This window comes from Amycolatopsis sp. NPDC051071 (assembly GCF_040682875.1).
Taxonomy (GTDB): domain Bacteria; phylum Actinomycetota; class Actinomycetes; order Mycobacteriales; family Pseudonocardiaceae; genus Amycolatopsis.
This window is the reverse complement of record NZ_JBFBBY010000019.1, coordinates 26,422-47,709: the sequence shown is the minus strand read 5'-3', so window position 1 is coordinate 47,709 and position 21,288 is coordinate 26,422. Positions and strand designations below refer to the sequence as shown.

Here is a 21,288-nt window from a genome sequence, read left to right as displayed (position 1 = left end):
AATTTTACGCTGTGAGCTGTCGGTTCAGATGCTCGGCGTGGACCTCGTGTGGGGTCTTGTAGCCGAGCCCCGAGTGGAGACGTTGGCTATTGTAGCGCAATTCGATATAGCGTGCAATATCCGCCATGGCATGCTGACGCGTGGGATAAACCGTGCGGTGGACAAGCTCGTTCTTTAGCGTCGCGAAGAACGATTCGGCCATGCTGTTGTCGTAACAGATTCCTGTACGTCCGACAGATTGCCGGATCGTGAGCGATTTCAGTGTCATGCCGAATCGTGCCGATGTGTAATTGCTGCCACGATCGGAGTGGAAGATCGCATCCGGTGCGAGTGTGCAGTTTCGTGCGGCCATGCGGATCGCGTTCTCGATGAGTGGGGTTTTGTAGTTATCGTCCATGGCCCAGCCGATGACGGCCCTGGTGTGGCAATCAATGACCGTGGCGAGATAAACCCAGCCTTCCCACGTCGGCACATAGGTGATATCGCCAACCATTTTCTCGCCGGGCGCGTCCGCGGTGAAATCCCGCGCCACGAGGTCGGGGATCTGCCGGGCGGCTGGGTCGGAGTCGGTCAGGCTGTGCCGCCACGGACGTGGCTGACAGGGCATCAAGCCGAGGTCGCGCATGATACCGCGGACCAGTTCGGGTGTGCACGATTCTCCCTGGCGGACCAGCTGGGCGTGTACGCGCCGGTGACCGTAGGTCTCGTCGGACGCCTCGAAGATCGCCGTCACGAGCACCGCGAGGCCGGCCCGCCGCCGTGCCGTCGCCGAGTCCGGCCGCTCACGCCATTCGTAATATCCAGAAGTTGACACGCCAAGCCAGGCACACATGATGATGACGGTGTATTTCTTCTCACCCTGCTCGGTGGTGTTCTTCTCCGCGTCGATGAACTCGTACTTGTCGCTCACCGATACTCGCTCGCGAAGAAGGCCGCGGCTTTTCCCAAAAATTCCTTCTCGAGCCGCAGCTCGCGGACTTCTTTCTCCAGCTCACGTAACCGCGCCCGCTCCGGCACCGTCAAGGGTGGCTCGTCCGCGACATGAGTTTTCCGGTAGTCGTTAACCCAGTTGCGGAGCGTCTGCTCGGTGAGGCCCAACTCCCGCGCGACCGCCGCCGTCGACCGAGATGACTCCACCACCATTTTCGCCGCTTCCTCCTTGAACTCAGGAGTAAACGACCGACGTTTCCTTGACACGAAAACCCTCTCTTCCGAATGAAAACCCTAGTGGGTTCGCTATCCGGAAGATCCGGGGCCCCTCACCACCCGGCCGGTCACCCCGTGGTGGATTCGCAAACGCCTCGGCATGAACGCCCAAGCCATCCGCCAGGACCGCATCCTCGACGAAGCCCACGCCAGCAACGGCAACGTCCGCCTCATCTGCGACCTGTTCGGCCTCTCGGTCGTCGGCGCCTACCGCTACGCCGCCACCGTTGACCACCCCGGTGTCAGGAGGCATCAAATCCACGAGCGATGAGCTGCCCGTTGCCACCACCGCACGCCCGCCTGCCGTACAAACCTCTGGGGGACAACAACCATGGTGCTCAGGTGCCTGCCCAACGACGAACAGATCGAGTCGGCTGCCTACGAGATCGCGATCAGGCATATCGTTCCGGTCATGAACACGGACGACTGGTTGGCCGACACCCGGACCTCGTACGACACGGTCGCAGTTAGCTATGCCAACCAAGTCCGTGGTGCCCTCGCCGGTCACCAGTACCTTCGCGCGGCTCTGGCGGTGTTCGCCGACTGTGTGAGGGCCGGTGGAGGCGGGCCAGTAGCGGACGTCGGCTGCGGCCCCGGAGAAGTCACCGCCTACCTGCACGAGCTCGATGTCGACGCCTTCGGCATCGACCTTTCCCCAGGGATGATCGACGTGGCCCGGCACGAGCACCCTGGTCTGCGGTTCGAGGTGGGCTCGATGACAGACTTGGACCTCCCGGCCGCTTCGGCGGCTGGCCTGCTTGCCTGGCAGTCGTTGATCCACATCCCCGACGGCGATGTGCCGACAGTCTTCGCGCACTTCCACCGAGCGTTGCGTCCGGGCGGACCACTGCAACTCCTGTTTCACGTAGGCGACGGGTCGCAGTTGAAGACCGAGGGTTACGGCGGCCATCCGATGAAGCTCCATGTCCACCGCCGTCGGCCGGAAAGGGTCGCATCCTGGCTGCGTGAGGCCGGATTCGAGGTCGAGGCCCAGTGGCTGCTCGACCCGGACGAGCAATTTCCGCAAGCGATCTTTTTCGCACGTAGCCGTTCCTAACGACTGCATCCATCGCGATATGGATCGGGCGATACCCGTGCCGGTTGGCAGTACAGGTGGTGCGCTGCCCCAACTACATGCAGTTCCTGAACCCCGGGACCGCGATACCCTCATTACAGCTCCACCCACCCTGAGTTCGTGCCGGAATCCTGAAGAGTTGCGAGGAACTTCGGGTCAGTGGTGATCAAAAAGTTCTCCGTGGGCGAGGCCAGCGACTGGACCGCCACGCGCAGCGTGCCGGAGCTGAGAAGCCCTTGGCCGCGGTCGGCCGACAGCAGGAACCGCCGCTCTCCGGCGGAGAGATCAAAAGCCTCGGCGATCTCGTCGATGGCCTGTGACGCCGCGCGAAGAAGCACCTGGGTGGCGGCGTTGGACACGATGGCTTTGCCCAGGTCGCTGCCGAGCAGGTCAGCGGCGTCTTGGGTGGCCACGGTGAGCCCTCCGCAAACTCACCACATAGAGAAGCTCATAGCGACCCAATTCCCTGGGTTTGCTCACCAATGCCGAGTTCCCGAGCGATCTGAGCTGTCGGTCGAGACGTCTCGATCACCATCTTCGCGGCCTACTCCCGATACTCAGGAGAGAAACTTTCTACGCTTCGAGGACACCAGCATCCTCGCTTCCGGACAGTGGATTTTAGTTGATCCACTGTCCGGAAGGTTCGGGGCGGCTCAGACATGCTGAAGGCTGGCTTCCCTGGGCTTCCCTGGCTGCTTCGAGGAATCCGCCTACCGCCGTCGAAAACGGGAAACAGGAATGCCCGCTCGACCCCGGTCAGCGCCGCTGGCAGGGTTGTCGGCCGGGTGAGGTCGCCGGGCACGACCTCGACCTGGTCCGGGAATGAGCAGTTGCTGGGATGACGGGTGAGGACGCGGACCTTCTCCCCCGCGTCGAGTAGTTGGCTGACCACGTTGGCGCCGACGTTTCCGGTGCCACCGGTTACCAGAATCATGGTTTTATATCCCCTCCTTGTCCTTTTTGGTCTCCAGAGCGATCTGTGCGCGTCAGCCCGCGGTCCAAAGCCGGAGTTTGTCCGGGTTGCGTACTCCCCAGATGTGCTTGATCCGGTCGGCTGTGACCTCGAACGCCAGTACTGCCGTGGTGACGCCGTCCACTTGGAGCACCAGACCGGGCTGGCTGTTGACCGTGCGCTCCAGGATCGCCGGTGCGGGTGTGCTGCTGACGAGATCGATCAGGTAACGCGCGATCCGTTCGCCGCCTTCGACTGGATGGAGCGCGGCGCTGATGAGGCCGCCGCCGTCGCCGACCGCGAGGGCATCGGGGTCGAGGAGGCCGATGAGGACGTCGATGTTCTTGGCTTCCCAGGCCAGCCTGAAATCCCGGACGATGCCGCCGAGCCGCGTTGCCGGAGCCGGGTGAGCCTGCGACGCGCGGATGCGGCGGCGGGCCGAGGAGGCGAGCTGGCGGCACGCGGCTGGCGTACGGCCGACGATTTCGGATACTTCGGCGAAGGAGTAGCGAAAGACATCGTGCAGGATGAACGCGACGCGCTCGGCCGGGGTCATCGTATCGAGTACGACGAGGAAGGCCATGGTGATCGACTCGTCGAGGGTGACCCTGTCGGCCGGGTCGCCGTCAGGTCGTGCGGAGGCCCACTCCGCACGGTCGGGCACCGGCTCCGGGATCCATTCGCCCACATAGCGCTCCCGCCGGGCCCGTGCCGATCCGAGCAGGTCGAGGCAGATTCGGCTGGCGACCGTCGTCAGCCAGCCGCCGGGGGACTCGATAGCCTCCTGCTCATGCCGGGACAGGGCGTACCAGCGAGCGTAGGTCTCTTGCACTACATCCTCGGCGTCGGCCAGTGAGCCGAGCAGGCGATAGGCAAGGTTGATCAGCTGCCGTCGCTCACCCATGATCGCGCTCAGGCTCGGATCGAGCCGGCCGTCGGCCTGCTCGGCTGGGGTGGTCATGGTGTCCCGCTTTCCTCTGGTGCGTCTGCTCTCAGAGGTACGACGAGACACCCCGCCGAAATGTCAGGCGACGTGCCGGCCTCACGTTTCGCGAGGGTGTCTCGTCGTACCACTGAACCAAACACCGTCCCGGCTAGGAGCGACCAAGCATGACCACCATGACCACGCCGAGCGAGCTGACCGGCGACTACGTTCTCGACACCGCCCGTACGCGGATCGGGTTCGTCGCCCGGCACACGATGGGCACCAGGGTGCGCGGCCGGTTCGACGTGTTCGAAGGCAGCGCGCACCTGGACGGCGGCGACCCGTCGAAGTCCGGCGCACGGCTCACGATCCAGGCGAAGAGCATCCAGACCCGCAACGAACAGCGCGACGAGCAACTGAGCAGCAAGTTCCTGAGCGCCGACGACCACCCGGCCATCACGTTCACGTCGATCGCGGTGGACCAGGTCGGCGAGACCACCTTCGAGGTCGCCGGTGACCTGACCATCCGCGGCGTGACCAAGCCGGTGACTGTGGACTTCGAGCTGACCGGCGCCGAGCACGACCGGCGGGGCGACCTCCGGGTCACCTTCCGGGGCGGCGTCACGATCAGCCGCAGCGACTGGGGCGTGAACTGGAACGTCGCGACCAGCGCCGCGGTCGGCAGCAAGGCGCGGCTGGAGCTCGACGTCGCCGTGATCCGGCAGGCCTGACCAGACCGGAGGGAACGGATGCGGGTACGAATCGTCACGATCAACGTTCAGAACAGCGAGGGCGACCCCCGGCGCGTCGGCCTGCTCAACCAGGAGTTGCGCCGGCTGGCTCCCGACCTGGTCGCCTTACAGGAGGTCGTCGAGGGCGACGGGCGACGACAGCTCGACGAACTGCTGGAGGGCACCGGACTGCACGGCACCCATCAGGCCGACAAGCTGGCCTACGCGCCGCCGTTCGCCGATCGCTATGGCGGCAACGCGGTGGCCACCCGCTGGCCCCATCAGGTCATGGAGGTCCTCGATCTGCGCCTGGCGGGGGCCGGCGACGTTCCCTGGTGCACTCTGGCAGTCAAGGTCGCGCTTCCGGACGTGGGCGACCTGTTGTTCATCTCCGCCACCGCGTCCTGGCGGCTGGACGCCGAAGCCGTCCGCGAGCAGCAGGCCCTAGCGCTTGCCGATCTCGACGCCAGGCACCGCACCGACCTGCCGACGATCATCGCGGGCGACTTCAACGCCGGCCCGGACGCGTCCAGCATCCGCTTTCTCACGGGCCGCCAGTCGATCCGCGGGCGCAGTGTTCACTACCATGACGCCTGGGAGGTCGCCGGCGATGGGCCGGGCCATACCTGGAGCACCGACAACGGCAACGCCGCCACCCTGCTCGACCAGGTCGTGCGCCAGCCAGGGCACCGCCGCCGAATCGACTACGTGCTCACCGGTTCCTGGCACGCCCATCCGAAGGCACGCTGCGAGATCCGTACCGCCGGCCTCGCCTTCGACCAGTCCATCGATGGGATCTGGCCGAGTGACCACTACGGCGTCGTCGTCGACGTCGAGATCGACCGGGACGCGTGAGCTGGGGCGGCCCCACCCCCCGGCGGCTGCCCGTGCGATCGCGTCGCCTTGCCGAGACGGTCAGGGCCGCCTTCGCCGGCGGCCCTGACCTGGTGCGACTCACACCTCCGGCGGGAACCAGGCCTGCAGGGTTTCCATGTCGATCGGAAGTGAGATGTGTTCGTGCGTGATCAGCCACGCGCCGTTCGACCGCCGGCAACCAACGGTCGAGCGCACCCAGATCGAGGTTTCCAGCCCGTTCGTGCGCTTCCCGGAATCCAGGTGAAGCATGTGCGCGAACGCGACGTCGCCACTCACCGCAACGTCACAGTCGTGCGTCCGCAGGCTGATGGGTCCGTCGTAGCCGTCGAACCACCGCACGAAATTGCCGCGGACCTCATCGGTTCCCGCGAACCGGAGAGGGGGGACGACATCGTAATAGACGATGCCGGGCGAATAGTGGGACATGAGCCGATCGATGTCTTTCGCCTCCGCGGCTTCGACTCGGCTGTCCAAGAATTCCCTGATGCCGGAATCGATCGACGTCATCGCGTTCTCCCTTTCGCCGTTCAAGAACCCTGACCGCGACCAGTTCGGCCGACGATGGTCCCTGTGGTTTCAGTAGTCCGACGACGCAACCCACCGAATTGTCAGGCGTCACGACGCTCTCACCGCAGGGACGTCATCACCGTCATGTCACCCGCTCAGCTCCGGAAGGCTCCGGCATGCTCGGCGGCCCACGTGCCGAAGGTGAGCGCGGGGCGGTCCAGCACCCGTTCCACCGCGTCCGTGGTCGGGCCTGGTCGCCGGGCATAGTCGGCCAGCGAGCCGAGCAGCCGCTCGGGAACCTCTTCGGGAAGCCCTTGCGCGAGCATCCCCTGGTGGACACTCTCGGGCGTAAGCTCCTCGAACGAGATGTCCTTGCCGATGGCAACGCCGATGAGGCGCGCCTTCTCGGGCTGGGTGAGCGAGTCGGGCCCGGTGAGCAGAGGACTGTCCGGCGTGCCGGGGATTCACACACGCCTGTACGGCCACCGCGGCGATGTCCGCTCATGGATGGGTGACGTCGCGGCGTCGGCGTACGCGCCACGAACCACGCCGGTCGAGCGGATCTGCGGGGCCCAGGCCAGACTGTTGGCGTTGAAATCAGCACACCGAAGCACTGTCCACTGTAGACCGGAGGCCGCCACGGCCTCCTCGGCGGCCTTGCACTCGGCGGCGAACTTGGGATTTCCCGCCGGCTGAGCCACTGTCGCCGCCGACAGCAGCACCACCCTCTCCACCCCGTGCTCGGCGGCGAGCGACAGGAGTTTCGGAATGCCGCGCCCGGTCGCACGCGGGCTAAGGAGGATTCCCTTTACCTCACTCATCGCCTCCTTCGGGGTGGCCGGGTGGGACGGGTCGCCCTTCACCACCTGCACGCCCGGCGGCAGCCCGGCCCGTTCGGGGTCGCGGGTGATGGCAACCACCTCCTCGCCGACCTCCCGCGGCAGGTCCGCGGCGGTACGACCCACGGTTCCGGTCGCTCCGGTCAGCATGATCATTGCGCTTCCTTTCCGATCTTCTCAACAGCGAGCACTTCAGGGCGGTCGCTATGCCGAGCGCAGGATGGCGACGACGTCCGCCAGGCGCTCCGCCTGCTGCCTGAAGTCCCCCGTCGGCGTGAGGTTCATCGAGGAGAACCCCAGTCCGGTGAACGTGAGCAGCCGCTCGGCCACCTCCTCGGCGCTCTCCGACACGACTCCTTCCGGCACCTGGGACCTGCCCACGTGAACCGGAACGTTGTAGACGCAGGTCACCGTCCGTCCGCTCGCCTCGGCAGCGGCCAGGACCCGCTCTCGCAGGCGTGCGGCCTGCTCCGGCGGTGCGAATCCGTACGACGGGATCCATCCGTCGGCGAGCCGGCCGGTGGCTTCCAGTGCGCGGTTGCCGTACGTCCCGAGCCAGATGGGGATCGGCCGGTCGGGTTTGGGCTCCAGGTCGGCACGTTCGGTGTGATATCGGCTGCCGTGGAACGTGAAGGCCGGCTCCGACCAGAGCCCGCGGATGATGTGAATGCCCTCCACCATGCCGTCGACCTTCTCCGCGGCGAGGGCACGCCGAGCCCGAAGGCCCGGAATTCGTCATCGGAATAGCCGCCGCCGAGGTCCAGGATGAGCCTGCCGCCGGAGAACCGGTGCAGGCTCTCGGTCATCTTCGCCACCATCGCGGGTGGCCGGTACGGCATGCCGAGCACCCTGGTGGCCACCTGGATGCGGGAGGTGGCGGCCGCGACCCAGGTCAGCAGCGTCCACCTATTCCAAGGGATGGCTGTGCCGGAGGTGAGGCGAGGGTGTCCATGATCGTTGTGTGACGAACAACCTGGACATCCGCGCGACCGCACTCTACGTCAAGATCGATGATCTGCTTGAAGGGTCTCCTGAGCTGCGGTTATGGCGACCGGTTGTGGGGATCGCGCCGAAGCTCACCGATGCGGAGCTGGTGACGTTGGCGGTGATGCAGGCGTTGCGTGGGTTCACCTCAGAGTCGCGCTGGTTGCGCCATGCTCGGATGCACATGGGACACCTGTTCCGGTACCTGCCCCCAGCAGCCTGGCTACAACAAGCGTCTCCGCGCGGCGGCTGGGCTGATCAAGACGGTGATCCGGGTGCTGTCGGCCGACACCACGCTCTGGACCGATGACGTATGGGTGGTGGATTCCACCCCTGTGGAATGCGGTCGCTCCCGAGAAACCACCAAGCGGTCCGACCTGGCCGGATGGGCCGAGTAGGGCTACTGCGCCTCGCATTCACGCTACTTCTCCGGGCCTGCGCCTGCACCTGGTGTGCACCCTGGGCGGGCTCCCTGTGGGGTTCGCGCTGACCGGCGCGAAAGCCGATGAACGGCAGACCTTGCTCGACATCTTCCACACCGACCCCACCCTGACCGCGGACCGGCCGGAACAGATCATCATCGGTGACAAGAACTACTTCGGCACCGAGTTCGAGACCACACTCGCCGAAGCCGAACTCACCCTGCTCCGCCCAGCCCGCAAAGGCGAACCCGAACGACCCGGCACCGAGCTGTTCAGACCTCTGCGGCAGACCATCGAATCGAACAACCAGAACTTTAAAGGCCAGCTCGACCTGGAACGACACGGCGGCCACACCCCCAACGGAGTCATCGTGCGCGTCCTGCAACGCATCCTCGCCCTGGTCGCAGCCATCTGGGACAACGACAAGACCACCCAGCCAGTCATGCGATCGTTGACTGCCTACGACCACTAATTAGTACTGCGGCGATCGCCAGGACGACCCCGACCAGCGCGGTAAGTCCGGCCGCGACAGGGTTCCGGCGGGCATACTTCACCACCTTGCTTTTGACCCGGACGTCCGGGTCCCGACGAAGATCTCCTGCCCGGTGATGTTGCCCGTTGCCACGCTCCCCGCCAGGTCGCGGGCTCTCCAGTCACCCCTGGTTCCGTCGCGCTCTGGGGTCAGACGGCGCAGTTCGTCAGCGAACGTCGCGTCCTGGCTCACGGCCTGCTCCAACGCCGTCTGAGCCGCGGCACTGGTCCCCGCCGGCACCGCGGCCCCGGCCTTCGCGGCGGCGAGGAAGGCCTGGATCACAGAATCGTCGCCCAGACTGGCGACGGCCGCCGTCGGCACCGACGCCGGTCTGGCAGGTGCCGCCGGTCCTCTGGGCCTTGGGGCGGGTTGTACGCCGAACCTCAGCCGATCGTGCCCGCCAGCGTCGACGTGGCGCTGGCGGCCGTCTCCTTCTCGGCCGCTGCAGGACTAAGCTACGGCGGCGCGGAGGGGTGGCAACTGCGGATCCGACTGGGCAACGATTAGGGGTCGCAGGGTGTGTGCAGCGATCTGCATGCCCTGAAGGGTCTTGTCGAGGGGGCCGCCCCATACAGGGTCTTCGTGTTCGACGGCGACGTCGCCGTCATATCCGGCTGCGTAGAGTGCGTCGATGATTCCATTCCAGTCAAGCTGCCCCCGGCCGGGGACGCGGTAGCGCCACCATCCGACGTCGGTGGTCGAGGTGCGTCCAGCGGTCTTGCCGAAGACTCCGTAGCGTGTGCGTTTCCGCTCGTCGATCTGGATGTCTTTGGCCTGGACATGGCCAACCATGCCGGCTTCCAGGGCGTGTTCGAGTGCGTCGAGCGGGTCGATGCCGAGCCAGGGCAGATGGGAGGGGTCGTAGGTGAGGCCGAAGCCGAGGTCGGCCATCCAGTCCCACAGCTCCGGTGAGTAGGCGAGGTTGGCTGGGTATCCGTCGGGGTGCCAGCCTTCCATCGGGCAGTTCTCGGCAAGCAGCTTCACGCCGCGGTCAGCGGCGTACCGAGCCAGGGGGGGAAGATGCTGCTGGGCCTGCTTGAGGTTGTCGGCCACAGGCAGGGTGATGTCCCGGCCGACGAAGGTGGTGACATTCCGCACGCCCAGGGCGGCTGCCGCGTCGATGCAAGCTCGTAGGTGCCGGTGGATGCGGTCTCGTTCGGCAGGGTCGCCATGCAGGTTGTTGCCGCAGTAGGTCACCGAGGAGATGGTCAAGCCGTGACCGTCCATCAGCTCCTTGACGTGGGCAGCGTCATCGGCGGTGAAGCCATCCACGTCCAGGTGGGCGGCCTGATGGATGTGCTCGTTGCCCACCGGCCAGGCCGCTACCTCCAAAGCTTCGTACCCCGCATGGCGGGCCCAGGCAGCGACCTCTTCCAGGGACATTTGGCCAAGAGCGGCCGTGAGCAACCCAAGCTTCATTCTTACCTCGCTATCCGTTCAGAGATATTGGTCGAGTGTTTCGGGACGCGCCGTTATGGCGCGACAAACGGGATTGTCTGGCTCTGTTCTTCGTCAGCGATCGGGACATGCCGCAGACGGGAGATCGGTTCGCCGCGGAAAAGCTTGCAAAGCGATGCGGCTGTGTCTTGCAACATGGGGTGGCCCTGGCCATGTCGTTCCCGCTGGATGCGGTCGATCTCGACAAGTTCGCGGATCGCGCGCGCGACGACGCGGTCGTCACCAGGCTCCGCCTGCACATGGGCCAGGTGGAGGTACTTCAGGGTCTCCAGCGTGTCGGGGTGACGGTCTCCCAGGACACGCGCACGGTCATCTGCCAATGCCTGCAGGAACGAGAGCGCCTGTGCCCCTTGCCCGTCCATGACGAGGATTTTCTGCTGGGAGTGCCGCGCGTCAAGGGTGTCAGCATGGTCTTCGCCCAGCTCGTTGGTCCGACTGACGATGACGCGGGCATAGTTGTTCACCGACTCAACCAGCCGTCCCAGCCGTCCCAGCAGCCAGGAATGCCTACACTGCACATGCAACAGCAGCGTGTCGGCGCCAGGTGACCTGGTCAGGCGATCCTCCAACGAGCGGAACCCGTCGTGGGCCTCCGCAAGTCGGCCTTGGCCGACCAACGCCCAGAGCGGCAGCAGCGCCGTCCGTGGATCAGCAGAGCCGAACACCCGCTGTTCGTCCTCGCTCAGCTCACGCAGCCTCGTCTTGGCCTGCCGGTACAGGCCGAGTTCGGACAGGGCCCCGGCCCCGGCACGCCGCACCTCGAACCCGGCCGGATGGCGGTGGCCCAGGAAGGCCAGATGGGGGGAAACGGCGTGGACCAGGTTCAAGGCGGCGTGCTCGTCCCGGTCCGCGATCAAGGCCTCCGCCAGCGCGGCCACCGTCCCCACGACCATCGCCGAGCCTTCCGCACCGAACACCCCGGCCGGGCAGGCGCCCAGCAACTCTCGCCACTCCGCGACCACCGCTCGTGTTTCCTCGCGGTCACCGTCGCTCATCATCCGCAAGTCACCGCCGGGAACCGTCAGCGATCCCCAGCCCTCCACAACGCGGTCCGCAATACGGCTGACATACCTGCTCTGAGCAAGAGAAAACCCGGCACGCCGGGGAAAGACTGCGCCAGCGGCCAACACGGTGCCGGCCAGCGGTGTGACGAGGGCCAGGAGCGGTCGCGACTCACCGAGTGCACCCGGATGGCTGGTGTTCAACGAACCCGGTGCCTCCTCTCCGAGGAGGGCAGGACCGGATGTGTTGTCGCCGCCCGACTGACCAGTGCCATACCCGCGCGCGATCTCCACGATCTGCTCCCACTGCCGGTCTAACCGCTCCGGGGTGAAGTAGCGGTCGAGCATCTGGTCAATGGTGGCCAAGTCATCGACGCACTCGTGGAGGTTGATGTCCTGTCCGGGCGCGTCGGGCAGGTTGGAGGTCTCGTGGGTCTCGTTCACCGGACATCCTTCTGGTTGATCTGTGACACGTCCGCCCTCGGATCGATCTCTGCTGCAACCTGGTTGCTGTCACTGACAAGGGATTTGAGGCGTTGGCGGGCGAGTTGGTGGTTCTTGCGGACCGTGGCCGGGGTCTTGCCGAGCAGATCAGCGATCTCCTGGCTGCTGAGCCCGTCCAGGACGCACTGCATGACCTTCTGCTGGGCGGGTGGGCAGTGGGCGAGCAACTGGTCCACCCACTGTCGGCCTTCCCATTCCTCCAGTCGGAGGTCTTGCCAGGCTTCCGGGATCGCATGCCCGCCCTGAACGGCCAACTCGTGACCACGTTTGTCGCGCATGCGGCTGGCGATGAAGTGGTTGAGCACCGACTTCCGTGCGTAAGCACGAGGAGAATCGATCATCTTTCCGTTCATGACACGGCACAGCATCTTGACAAGGGTTTCCTGGGCGGCATCTTCGGCCTCCTGTAGCGTCCCGTGCGCCGCCATCACCACCCTTGCGAGCACCCGGAATTCGTCCTTACAGAACGGCTCGAACCAGACGGGCAGCTGACCCGGGGGCGGTGGAGGAGGCGGGGTCACCCTTCCCATCGCGACCATGCCCCTAGATGCCACCAGTGCTCCCAAACGGTTGAGCCGTCTTGCCCGTCTCCGTGTAGATCACCAAGGCAGCCCCGGTGTGAAACCGGAAACGAAGAAAATTCCTCGACCCCTCGCGGACGGCGGGTACGGGGCAGGCCCTCCCTGGAACACATCACCTCTTCCCCATGATCAGCATGGCGATCAGCAGGGCTGCGGCGCCCGCGATCGCCGTGACCAGTACGGAACGGGTGGTGATGTAGGCCCCGACTATGGCGGCGATTACCCCGTTGACCAGAACTAACAGAGCGCCTGTGTCCCCAGGCGGCCGGGACCACCGCGGGGGATTGGCCTCAGGCTGGTCAAAGTCATTGTTGGCGGTCAAAGCTCGGGTTCCCTTCATGAAAGGACGGCGGGGTTGCCGCTACTGAAGAGACTCCTATCCCGGCACGGATGTGAAAATCGCAGGCCAAAGGGGCCCATTATGGCCCAAGGCAGCTAAGTGATCTTTCGTGTTGTGCGTCCAGCGGAGTTGGTTCGGGGTGGCTGTGCGGATCGCGGGTCAGTTCGCTCGACCGAGTCACGGCCGTGGGAACGGGAGTATCTGGAGTACTAGGCAGGTCGAGCACCGAACCGATTGGACGTCAGGGCTGCCGTCGAACGCGGTGACCACCTCGACGACCGGTTGCCCGCGCAGCGTTCTCGCGAGCGTGCCGAGACTGGACAGGGCGAGGATCATGATGGCGAGCACGACGGTGAACCGGGAAGGGTGCCCACTGGCGGGTAACGGGGACGAGATGGTGCACGCGCCCGATCTCAGTGTCCGAGACGGTCGCGACGCTTCCGGCCGCCGCGAGCGGGCATGCGCCGCTGTCGTTCGCAGACGGTGGCAATTTGGCCTGACAGTCGAATTGGCGGTAACGGGACGCGGGCTGAGTGCGACTGGGGGAGGGGACCGCGTTGACGGGGGGGTGGTTTGTTAATGGGGCTGGCTGTCGGAGGCGTCGGGGGTTGGCTGGTCCAAGCTCTGCCCGATATCTCCAGCAATCTGATCGCGGCGGCCATCGGGGGTGTGCTGGTCTGGTTGGCGACGAATACAAGACGGCGGCTCAGGCTGGCCCGCGCGCGCAGGTTCTGGCGGGCTTTGGGTGGCCGTCACCCGTTGATCGTCCTGGGAGCACATGACTTCGGGCAGCATCGGCGGTGGGCCAGAGCCGGTGTGGTGGGCATGGGGGACATCGGGGCGCTGGTGCAAATCGAGGCCCAGCTTCGTGGACTGGGCTTCGCCGGCAGGATCGCGGAGTCGAAGCAGTTGTCGTCGCGTGAGCTGAGTTCGGACCTGGTCCTGATCGGTGGGCCGGTGGCGAATGCCGTGACGAGGACGATGCTGGCGAAGCTGAGCGGAGTGATCTCCTACACTTTCGTCGAAGATCTGGGCCATGGGGCGGCTGTGGTGTGCGATGTGAGAACCGGCCGTGTGTTAGCGCCGCAGTACGAGGAGTCAGGCTATCCGGTCAGTGACTATGCCTTGATCATCCGGACGCCGAACCCCTTGGCTCCGGATACGTCGGAGATTGTCATCGTGGCGGGGTGCTGGGAACACGGCACCGCGGCTGCGGCGGAGAAGCTCGGAGACCGGAAGTTTCTCCGCACGTTGAAGAGGATGGAGCACTTCGAGGTTCTCCTCGAGACTACGGTCGTGGACGGTGCCCACTACAATGCCAAGGTCGTCGAAACCCGGCGGATCTCACCAAGTTGACGTCGGGCCTCCTGAGAAGTCCGCAGGCTCTGTCGAGCACGCCGGTGAACGAGGTGCCGACATGAGGCGCGGCAGCTGAGACGCCCTGGCAATGCGAGCACAAACCACTCCACGATTGAACGCCTACTCGTCGGCGACACAGCCGCCCACCGCGGTCTGAGGTTCACACCAAATGGTGGACAGGGGCTTACGAGGGTTCAGGCAGCCGTTCGGAGTGACTGCTCGAAGTTGTCGGGACTGAGCATCCCGATATCGGAGTGCCGCCGTGTACTGTTGTAGAAACGGATTCATTTGTCAAATCGCGGCACCGAGTTCTGTCTTCGTGACGTAGGTATGTCGGTAGTAGTGCTCGTGTGTGAACGTCAACCAGAACGATTCCGCTGGGCTGTTGTCCCAGCAGATCCCGGTCGCGCCCATCGACCGGCGCGGCCCGTGCCGGGGAGCACGCCTTCGCTGTGAGGTGCGCGGTGTATTCCCCGTCGCTGAAAGCTCACCAACACCTCAACGAACTGCAGGGAAATGATGATGGAAGAAGACATTCACCGGTTCGATTCCATTGGGCTTTCGCACCTCAGCCGGCACGATTCGGGCTGCTGCTAGTTCGCGCTGGCAGCGCTCCTATCAGCGCTCGACCGAGGTGACACCGGAGGAGCACTGGCAGGAATTCCCGAGGTCATCACCTGGTCGCCGACCCCGTGGCCCGTCTACTGGTGCGAGGTCTGGCGCACCGACAACGAACACCGGGGAGACTGCGGCGTCGATGCCGCAATCGCGTCACGGATCCTCACCAGAAGAAAGGTGGCACACCGCCGCGCGGCCGAACTCGTAAGCCATTGAGGAGTCGTAGGCTCGGCACATGGAAAACGCGACGAGATCGTCTCTGTGGAGTAGTCCCGTGTCCAGCCCCTTGGCCAGTACGTCGCGCTCCATGCAAGTTCTCCCAAGTATCCTTCCGTTTCCGGGAGGAAGGGGAATCCAAAATTCCTCTCTAAGCACGGACACCAGATGGGACCAGTACGTGCCTCCGGGATGTCGTTCAGTCCCGCATCCACGATAACGCCGGCGTTCCTGCCTCGGACTCCGTCGATCAGCACTCTCGTGACGACGGTGGCGGCGCTCTGGGTGATCATCTTTTCTGGTTCCAGAACCCAGGCGCTGGAGTCGTCGTTCATCGTTCGTGGTCCGTTCGAGGCGACGCACTCGAGTGCAGGCCTGAGGAGGTCGAGGTCGTCGAAGTGCCAGCCTCCGCCAAAATCGAAGATCGCCGGTGCCATGTTCAGGTATTTACTCAAGGGATCTGCGGCCTTGAGCGCGGCGGCGCATTCGTCCACCCATCGTTCGGCGCCCAGGACGCTCTCCGCGTGGTGAAAATAAATTCCCCAGGACGCATCAAGTCGTTCTGTGAGCTTCCTGAGAAGCCTCGCCGCCTCTTGCCGTGTGGGAGGTCACGGGCGGGCACCCCGAAGCGGCTCTCGACCCCGCAGGGAGCGACCCGAATGCCACCACTCTGATGTCCAGCTCGAAGCCGTTGTCGAGCATCTCGTCCACCAGTTCGAGTTCGCGGACCGAATCGGCGAAGAACGCGTCACAAGTGACGGACTGTCGCTCCGGCCACCACTTCGCGGGGCCGTTAAGCATCGCATTACGAGCTGAGAACCCGTGCTCGATTGCGGTCGCCAGCTCGTCCTGGGTGATCGCCTCGGCGACCATGCCGAGGTCGGCAGCTGCTTTTAGGAGGCTGGGCTCAGGACATGTTTTGATGCTGTGCGCGAGTGTGACATCTCGAAGTGGCGCCAGGGCCTGCCTGACCTTCAGCACTCGATCAGTGAACCGCCGCGGCAGCAGCAGCTGGCAGGGAGTGTCGGAGCTCTTTATTTCGGCGGGGAGATCCATGATCGGATCCTGAGCTGCTTCGGCGCGGTCGTGTTCAGGCGATGCTGCGGCGGATGTACGAGAAAGCAGGCGGCGTTTTCCGACAGTCGGCATACCGGACGGGTGCTTCGTCGCGGCTGCCGACGACTCATCGGCCGTCCATGGAAATGGAACGATGCCCAGAGACCGGTGTACCGGGATCTCCTCGATTATTCGAGTGAATCCAGAGCTCAGCCGTCGTAACCCGGAGGGTGTGGTGCCGCTCAGCAGGGCCAGCGGGAGGTTCGCGCCGCACACGGAGGCACCGCGCACCCATGCCGGAAGTCGGGGATTGATTTCCATGAGTGTGACGTCGTTCGACCAGCTCCTGACCAACTCCAGCTCGCCCCGCCGTCCTACCGGTCTCCTGGACCCATTCGGCGAGCCGCTCGCGCAGCTGGTCGTCGAGCTCGGTGATCTCACCGGACCAGGTCTTTCCCTGTGGGGTGAGCACCGACTTCGTCATCATGACCGCGTCGATCAGCCGACCGTCTCTGGCGCAGAAGGCGAGACCGCACTCCTGACCGGGCACGTGCCGCTCGATGTGCCAATAGCGACGCGACGTGGTGACCGGCTGTGTGAGCGTCCGCGGCATCCTCAACCCGGAATGCCTCGTAGTGCTGTCCCTTCACCCATGTCCCCCGCGGTGCACTGCGAACGAACTGTTCGATCCGGGTGAGTGAAGAGGACTCCGTCGCGAACTCCACCGACTTGAGGCCTACTAGAGGTAAGCCCTGGAGGAGAGCTGATCACGCTCCTGATCGAGCGCGGCGCCGATGAGAACGCCGCAGACATGCACGGCTGGGTGCCAGCGGAACGATCCAAGGGACAGCTCGGGTTTCCCGACGAACTCAGGGAGCTGCTGACCCCATGGCCGATACACGCCTGGCGGGTCAATTCACACGATTCCTCCGTGAAGGTACGCAAGCCGGACAGCGCGAAGGTGATGTCGAGCTCTAGCGGCACGAACGCCCCGAGTTCGTCTCGTTCACACACGAGGGCTGTCAGCGTTGGACGTTGCCGCGCTGAAACCCCCAGGAGCCGGTGTATTCGGTTAGCCCTTACTTTGCTTTGGTGGTCCGCCGTCGTCTGGATCGCGGTCACAGCCCCCACCGCGCTCCTTGTTCCGGATAACACGTCGGTTCACCGCGCGCGGCGTCCGCCCAGGTCGTTTTCCGACCGGAGACGCCTTGTTCCAGATACGGCATTATCTGGTACACGGATCGCCGGGGCCTGTCGAGGCAACCGCGACAGCGTCCTGGGCGTGCTGAGGGCATGACGTCGTCGAGGTCCTGGCTGCCCGGGCTGGTCGTGTTGTGGCTTCCCCTGATGTTGCTGGTCTGCGGGCTCGCGGTGCTGTGGCTCGGTGTTTCCGTCGCCGCGGATGTCAACCGGTCGGCTGGGCTCGTCCCGGGGCGGGTCGTGGCGACCGGGTCTCGGATGACCTTGACCGCGGACGTCAAATACACCGGACCCGACGGGGTGACGAGGACGGAAACCTTTGAGCACCACAAGGGGCGCAGGGTCCACCAGGGAGGCTGGGTACACATCCGGGTGTGGCCGGACGAACGACGCGCGGAATTGGACGAAGGTGACAAGCACACCGGCGTGATCGTCATGGGCAGTGTGCTGACTCTGCTCAGCGCGGGCGCCATCGTCGTGCTGTTGCTGTGGCATCACGGCGTGCGGATGGAGAAATCCCGAGCACGGTTCCACCTGTGGTGGTGCTGGTTGGTTTCCTACTGGCGGTGACGTCCCGCGACCGCGACGACACGCAGTACCTGGTCTTGTGGTTAGACCAGCCCACCGATCGTCAACCGCCAGGAGACGCGCCACACCGACGAGCCCTTATGTCAAACCAGCAGAGCTGATGTCCTTTACTGTCATCCTGTGCAGATTCGCAGTGAAGAGCAGTTGAATCCGGTCGCTGACGAGGTTTCGGCTATCACCGCCGTGGTCAGGCCCATCCTGACCGGCATCCTGTACTCCCTCAAAGCAGATGTGGTTGCCAATGCGGGAGGCCGAGAAGGTGTCAAAGCTGATGATGCTTCCCCGGCTTCGGCGACCAGGTGACGGCGACACAGGGATCTGCTTCGAGTACGCGGTTCACGATGCTGTAAGCCGCGGTGATCAGGCAGTAACGGAGCGAATCGGCGATGCGCTCCGCTTTTGCAAGGTGCCCGGGGATGAGGTCGGCTCGATCCTGTTCGGTGCGGAGAAGGCTGGTTCGCAGCAACTCATCGACACGGCTGCGGAGCTCCTGACCAATGACTCTTCACTGTTGTCGGGCTCTCGTGGTCGTCCAGTCAAGCTGAAGCGTCACCTCACCTCAGCCGCCGCGGCCTTCCGAAAGAAAGGCCGCGGCGGCGACCTGCCTCAGAGCATCAGCGGCCTGTGGCGAGCCGATCTATTCCTCGGTTCGGTGGAGACCGACTACTGGATCGGAACCACGGTCAAGATTAACCCAGCTGGACTACAGGGTGATCGAGGACTACGGGTCGGCGTTGTGCCTGCCTCTCAGGGAAAATCGGATCGGATTGTACGAGACGAACGTCGGAATCTGGTCATCTGCCCACTACCATACGACGGCAGCTTCATCGAGACCTTCTACATGGCGTGGGAGGTCGTAACATCCTTTCTCGCCGCCGATGCGCAGGTTCCCAAGGAAGTTTCCCTGCCCCGCCCAGCAGCACGCACTGTCGCCCGGTACCTCGCAGATCGACGTGACTACCCTGTCGTGGACGTGATCGAAGCACTAGGTTCGTTGGCCCAGCCAGAGCTGCTGCGGACCGAAGCTGAATCAGTCGGCATCGTGCTGGCCGGCGGTACCTCCGAGGTCGTTGAAACAAGCGCAGTTCTCGCACCCGTTGCACGGCTGCTTTGACCAAGTCAGAGGCACCCGAGCCCGGCTCCGAGAAAGTCGACCAGTTCATCGTCTACGGCGCGTACGGCGAGATCATGCACAAGTTCCAGATCGTCGAAATGGTTCTGTGGGGGTTCCTTGCGCGCGGCCTCAAGCGCGACATCACCTCTGACCAGGGCCTGGCCAAGGTCGAGCAATGGGACGCCACCACCTTCGGCAAGGTATGGCGCGGCCTGCGCACCCAGGACCATTGGCCGGAGGACGTGGTTGCCGAAGTCGACCAAGCCGTCAAGGCTCGCAACTACCTTGCTCATCACTTCCTGCGGGAGTACTTCCTCGTAGCCCCTTCCGAAACGCACCAGGAGGACGCTCTCACCCAGCTCGTCCGGATAGATCGCCGACTCGCTGCTCTGCGCGCCCGCCTCACGAACACGCTCGCGCACTAGGTCTACCCGACACCAACGATCTGGATGAGCAGACTCGTCGGGAGATCGAAGCGCTGCGGCCCAGGACGTGGTTTACGGCATCCAGCGATTGAGATCGCCGTCGTCGACGAGGAGGAGCGGGCGCGGGGCGGAGCCAGTACGTGGTGAACGTGGCTCCAGCGCATCCTCACCAGCTGCAGCAGCGATCGGACGCCCTGCGCAGCTCCTGAGGCCCCTTCGATCAGATGGGAAGTCTGGTTTGCGCTGGTCCCCGAGATCATCGAGAAGTCTGTCCGCACCGGCGAAGGTCTGTGCGGGCAGTCGGCTTCCTAATGCGACGTGGCCATCGAGGAGGTCCCCGAAATTGTCGGGGTGACGTCGTAGCCTCAGGTGATGGGGTACTCCGGAGATCGTTCAGCGTCAGCGGGCCGTGGGGGTCCGTTGTTGTTCACCAACTTCCTGCCAGTCCGGTTCACAGGTCAGGTGATTGCCGGTGTGCTGCCCTACGAGTCGGCGGGCCACCTCGGGGAACTCCGCAGTCGGCTCCGCGAGTCTCATGTAGTCGTCCGGGATCGACACGACGTCGTGTGCGTTCCGCTGGCACAGGGCGCCGAGCAGATCGGCGAGCGCAGGGTGATCGCCTCGACCGCAGGCGACGTGCTGCTGCAGCCCCGGCTGCTCGAAGAGTGCCTCAGGCGCATCCTCACGGTGGAGTGGAAGTACCTGCTGAGGCGTGAGTACCCGGTGCGCTTCGTGTCGAGGCTGGCCGGCAAGGACCTGGTGGAGCAGGCGTTGGGCCGGGGCATCGACAGGTTGCACGTGTATCCGGAGTACTCGCTGGACGTCCGCCGCGCTGGGCCGCGCGAGTACCCCGGCGTGGTGATCGGGAGAAAGGCCCGCTACGAGATCGATCTACCCGTGGACGTCGGCGGGTCGCAGTCCCGCAGCCTCCAGCTCGCGGGCTGCGGTGTCGAACGGCTCGCAAGGCCAGGTGCAAGGACTGAAGCAGTACGAGCACTCGCTGGGGTCCGCCGGAGTCGGTAGGTGCTGTGTGAGTGTGTTGATCGCGTCGTTGAGCTGCCCGGCCCGGCTGAACCGCGCGACGCACACGGCCAGCATGGCAACTATCGTGGCAGGGGCAGGGTCATCGGTGCTCTCGTCCATGTGTCATGCCTTTCCGTGCAGGTCCGAGACCTGGTGGCGGGGGAGGCGGCGGCGTCCGAGCAGGACGTCGTGGGTGAGGTCGTCGTAGGCGTCGGAGAGTTCGGCCAGCGCCGCTGAGGCGTCGTGGACGCGCGGGTCGCGCACGGGCAGTACGGCCAGCTGCTGCGAGTGCTGCCATGCCTGGGCCAGCCGGGAGAGCAGCGTTCCGAGAGTTTCGGTGTGGAGGGCGCCGCCGCGGTGATGCTGCAGGAGGCGCAGGACGTGGCGGTCGATCCGCGCGACCTGGTCGGCGATGACGCGGTCATGCCGTCGGAGCCTGCGGACGACCGCGGCGGTGATCGTGTCGTCGGCGTCGGCAATGTACGCGGCCGGTGGAAAACTGCGGGACGTACCCGGACCCAACACGCTGTACCAGGCACCGTCGTTCGCCTTCTCCGACATCGAATCAGGCGCCAACCTCATCCCGCCGTTGAGCGGTACCGACGGCCACTGCTCCGCGGCCTGGGAGCCGAAACTGAACCGGCCCCTCACCCGGTTCGACGATCGGATGTGCCGGGCGCAGCCGGGCTGGGACGGACCCACCGGCCTGGGCGTTCCGCACGGCCTGCTCGCCTTCTGACATGCCGTGGCAGGACC

The 21,288-nt window shown here is 65.0% G+C and carries 26 protein-coding genes and 2 pseudogenes; 12 read left to right on the top strand and 16 right to left on the bottom strand.

What is annotated here, in order from left to right; translation table 11 throughout:
* Window positions 1–4: 4 nt before the first annotated feature.
* Window positions 5–1,197, bottom strand: a protein-coding gene (locus AB0M65_RS09720) for an IS3 family transposase (protein WP_364024152.1) whose coding sequence is annotated in 2 segments (ribosomal slippage) — window positions 5–945 and window positions 945–1,197 — 1,194 coding nt in all. Because the reading frame shifts where the segments join, the coding sequence is not laid out codon by codon here.
* A gap of 109 nt (window positions 1,198–1,306) precedes the next feature.
* Between AB0M65_RS09720 and AB0M65_RS09715 the strand changes: the two genes are divergently transcribed.
* Both AB0M65_RS09715 and AB0M65_RS09710 read left to right on the top strand, forming a co-directional pair.
* Window positions 1,307–1,477 carry a hypothetical protein gene (locus tag AB0M65_RS09715; protein ID WP_199745757.1) on the top strand — a complete coding sequence of 57 codons (171 nt, stop codon included), beginning with the start codon at window positions 1,307–1,309 and terminating at the stop codon, window positions 1,475–1,477.
* A gap of 141 nt (window positions 1,478–1,618) precedes the next feature.
* Complete coding sequence (locus AB0M65_RS09710) at window positions 1,619–2,263, top strand: methyltransferase domain-containing protein (RefSeq protein WP_364024147.1); 645 nt, start codon at window positions 1,619–1,621, stop codon at window positions 2,261–2,263.
* 113 nt (window positions 2,264–2,376) lie between these two features.
* Here AB0M65_RS09710 and AB0M65_RS09705 read toward each other — a convergent pair.
* The 3 genes and pseudogenes from AB0M65_RS09705 to sigJ all read right to left on the bottom strand — a co-directional run.
* Window positions 2,377–2,703, bottom strand: a pseudogene (locus AB0M65_RS09705) (conjugal transfer protein TraC); the annotation flags it as partial.
* A gap of 122 nt (window positions 2,704–2,825) precedes the next feature.
* On the bottom strand, window positions 2,826–3,215 hold the full coding sequence (locus tag AB0M65_RS09700; RefSeq protein ID WP_364024144.1) for an NAD(P)H-binding protein: 390 nt from the start codon (window positions 3,213–3,215) through the stop codon (window positions 2,826–2,828).
* A 52-nt stretch (window positions 3,216–3,267) separates the two neighbouring features.
* Window positions 3,268–4,194, bottom strand: coding sequence for an RNA polymerase sigma factor SigJ (sigJ, locus tag AB0M65_RS09695; protein ID WP_364024141.1), 927 nt, complete (start codon window positions 4,192–4,194; stop codon window positions 3,268–3,270).
* 149 nt (window positions 4,195–4,343) lie between these two features.
* Here sigJ and AB0M65_RS09690 point away from each other — a divergent pair, with 149 nt between their 5' ends.
* Both AB0M65_RS09690 and AB0M65_RS09685 read left to right on the top strand, forming a co-directional pair.
* Window positions 4,344–4,889 (top strand): YceI family protein, encoded by a 546-nt coding sequence (locus AB0M65_RS09690; protein WP_364024138.1) that lies wholly within the window; start codon window positions 4,344–4,346, stop codon window positions 4,887–4,889.
* A gap of 18 nt (window positions 4,890–4,907) precedes the next feature.
* On the top strand, window positions 4,908–5,744 hold the full coding sequence (locus AB0M65_RS09685) for an endonuclease/exonuclease/phosphatase family protein (protein ID WP_364024136.1): 837 nt from the start codon (window positions 4,908–4,910) through the stop codon (window positions 5,742–5,744).
* Between the two features lie 99 nt (window positions 5,745–5,843).
* Here AB0M65_RS09685 and AB0M65_RS09680 read toward each other — a convergent pair whose 3' ends face one another.
* The 5 genes and pseudogenes from AB0M65_RS09680 to AB0M65_RS09660 all read right to left on the bottom strand — a co-directional run.
* Window positions 5,844–6,272 (bottom strand): nuclear transport factor 2 family protein, encoded by a 429-nt coding sequence (locus tag AB0M65_RS09680; RefSeq protein WP_364024133.1) that lies wholly within the window; start codon window positions 6,270–6,272, stop codon window positions 5,844–5,846.
* Between the two features lie 155 nt (window positions 6,273–6,427).
* On the bottom strand, window positions 6,428–6,598 hold the full coding sequence (locus AB0M65_RS09675) for a hypothetical protein (protein WP_364024130.1): 171 nt from the start codon (window positions 6,596–6,598) through the stop codon (window positions 6,428–6,430).
* A 138-nt stretch (window positions 6,599–6,736) separates the two neighbouring features.
* Window positions 6,737–7,267, bottom strand: a complete 531-nt coding sequence (locus AB0M65_RS09670) for an NAD(P)H-binding protein (protein WP_364024127.1) — start codon at window positions 7,265–7,267, stop codon at window positions 6,737–6,739.
* A gap of 48 nt (window positions 7,268–7,315) precedes the next feature.
* The gene (locus AB0M65_RS09665) at window positions 7,316–7,843 is read right to left on the bottom strand and encodes an LLM class flavin-dependent oxidoreductase (protein ID WP_364024246.1); all 528 of its coding nucleotides are present in this window, start codon (window positions 7,841–7,843) and stop codon (window positions 7,316–7,318) included.
* 32 nt (window positions 7,844–7,875) lie between these two features.
* A pseudogene (locus AB0M65_RS09660) lies at window positions 7,876–7,971 on the bottom strand (LLM class F420-dependent oxidoreductase); the annotation flags it as partial.
* Window positions 7,972–8,072: 101 nt separating this feature from the next.
* Between AB0M65_RS09660 and AB0M65_RS09655 the strand changes: the two are divergent.
* The gene (locus tag AB0M65_RS09655) at window positions 8,073–8,405 is read left to right on the top strand and encodes a hypothetical protein (protein ID WP_364024124.1); all 333 of its coding nucleotides are present in this window, start codon (window positions 8,073–8,075) and stop codon (window positions 8,403–8,405) included.
* A 164-nt stretch (window positions 8,406–8,569) separates the two neighbouring features.
* Window positions 8,570–8,989, top strand: coding sequence for a hypothetical protein (locus tag AB0M65_RS09650; RefSeq protein WP_364024121.1), 420 nt, complete (start codon window positions 8,570–8,572; stop codon window positions 8,987–8,989).
* A 78-nt stretch (window positions 8,990–9,067) separates the two neighbouring features.
* Here the strand turns inward: AB0M65_RS09650 and AB0M65_RS09645 are convergent, their stop codons facing one another.
* The 4 genes from AB0M65_RS09645 to AB0M65_RS09630 form a co-directional block, all read right to left on the bottom strand.
* The gene (locus tag AB0M65_RS09645; RefSeq protein ID WP_364024119.1) at window positions 9,068–9,370 is read right to left on the bottom strand and encodes a hypothetical protein; all 303 of its coding nucleotides are present in this window, start codon (window positions 9,368–9,370) and stop codon (window positions 9,068–9,070) included.
* 129 nt (window positions 9,371–9,499) lie between these two features.
* Window positions 9,500–10,468 (bottom strand): sugar phosphate isomerase/epimerase, encoded by a 969-nt coding sequence (locus AB0M65_RS09640; protein WP_364024116.1) that lies wholly within the window; start codon window positions 10,466–10,468, stop codon window positions 9,500–9,502.
* Between the two features lie 53 nt (window positions 10,469–10,521).
* Window positions 10,522–11,952, bottom strand: a complete 1,431-nt coding sequence (locus tag AB0M65_RS09635; RefSeq protein ID WP_364024113.1) for a hypothetical protein — start codon at window positions 11,950–11,952, stop codon at window positions 10,522–10,524.
* The gene (locus AB0M65_RS09630) at window positions 11,949–12,551 is read right to left on the bottom strand and encodes a sigma-70 family RNA polymerase sigma factor (RefSeq protein ID WP_364024110.1); all 603 of its coding nucleotides are present in this window, start codon (window positions 12,549–12,551) and stop codon (window positions 11,949–11,951) included. The genes AB0M65_RS09635 and AB0M65_RS09630 overlap by 4 nt, the downstream gene beginning before the upstream one ends.
* Window positions 12,552–13,512: 961 nt before the next feature.
* Here AB0M65_RS09630 and AB0M65_RS09625 point away from each other — a divergent pair.
* Window positions 13,513–14,289 (top strand): hypothetical protein, encoded by a 777-nt coding sequence (locus AB0M65_RS09625; protein WP_364024107.1) that lies wholly within the window; start codon window positions 13,513–13,515, stop codon window positions 14,287–14,289.
* A gap of 774 nt (window positions 14,290–15,063) precedes the next feature.
* Here the strand turns inward: AB0M65_RS09625 and AB0M65_RS09620 are convergent.
* Window positions 15,064–15,219: a hypothetical protein gene (locus tag AB0M65_RS09620; RefSeq protein WP_364024104.1), complete on the bottom strand. Its 156-nt coding sequence runs from the start codon at window positions 15,217–15,219 to the stop codon at window positions 15,064–15,066.
* 459 nt (window positions 15,220–15,678) lie between these two features.
* Window positions 15,679–16,503 (bottom strand): hypothetical protein, encoded by an 825-nt coding sequence (locus AB0M65_RS09615; protein WP_364024101.1) that lies wholly within the window; start codon window positions 16,501–16,503, stop codon window positions 15,679–15,681.
* Window positions 16,504–17,475: 972 nt separating this feature from the next.
* On the opposite strand from AB0M65_RS09615, the gene AB0M65_RS09610 reads away from it, so the two are divergent.
* From AB0M65_RS09610 to AB0M65_RS09595, 4 genes are all read left to right on the top strand, one after another.
* A complete protein-coding gene (locus tag AB0M65_RS09610; RefSeq protein ID WP_364024098.1) occupies window positions 17,476–17,952 on the top strand; it encodes a hypothetical protein in 477 nt (158 codons plus the stop codon).
* 259 nt (window positions 17,953–18,211) lie between these two features.
* Complete coding sequence (locus tag AB0M65_RS09605; RefSeq protein ID WP_364024095.1) at window positions 18,212–19,084, top strand: hypothetical protein; 873 nt, start codon at window positions 18,212–18,214, stop codon at window positions 19,082–19,084.
* The gene (locus tag AB0M65_RS09600; protein ID WP_364024092.1) at window positions 19,081–19,509 is read left to right on the top strand and encodes a hypothetical protein; all 429 of its coding nucleotides are present in this window, start codon (window positions 19,081–19,083) and stop codon (window positions 19,507–19,509) included. Before AB0M65_RS09605 ends, AB0M65_RS09600 begins: the two co-directional genes overlap by 4 nt.
* Window positions 19,510–19,983: 474 nt before the next feature.
* Window positions 19,984–20,532, top strand: coding sequence for a hypothetical protein (locus tag AB0M65_RS09595; RefSeq protein WP_364024089.1), 549 nt, complete (start codon window positions 19,984–19,986; stop codon window positions 20,530–20,532).
* Window positions 20,533–20,655: 123 nt separating this feature from the next.
* On the opposite strand, the gene AB0M65_RS09590 is transcribed toward AB0M65_RS09595, so the two are convergent.
* Window positions 20,656–21,093: a DUF4254 domain-containing protein gene (locus AB0M65_RS09590; RefSeq protein ID WP_364024086.1), complete on the bottom strand. Its 438-nt coding sequence runs from the start codon at window positions 21,091–21,093 to the stop codon at window positions 20,656–20,658.
* A 28-nt stretch (window positions 21,094–21,121) separates the two neighbouring features.
* Between AB0M65_RS09590 and AB0M65_RS09585 the strand changes: the two genes are divergently transcribed.
* Complete coding sequence (locus AB0M65_RS09585) at window positions 21,122–21,271, top strand: hypothetical protein (RefSeq protein ID WP_364024083.1); 150 nt, start codon at window positions 21,122–21,124, stop codon at window positions 21,269–21,271.
* Window positions 21,272–21,288: the final 17 nt, after the last annotated feature.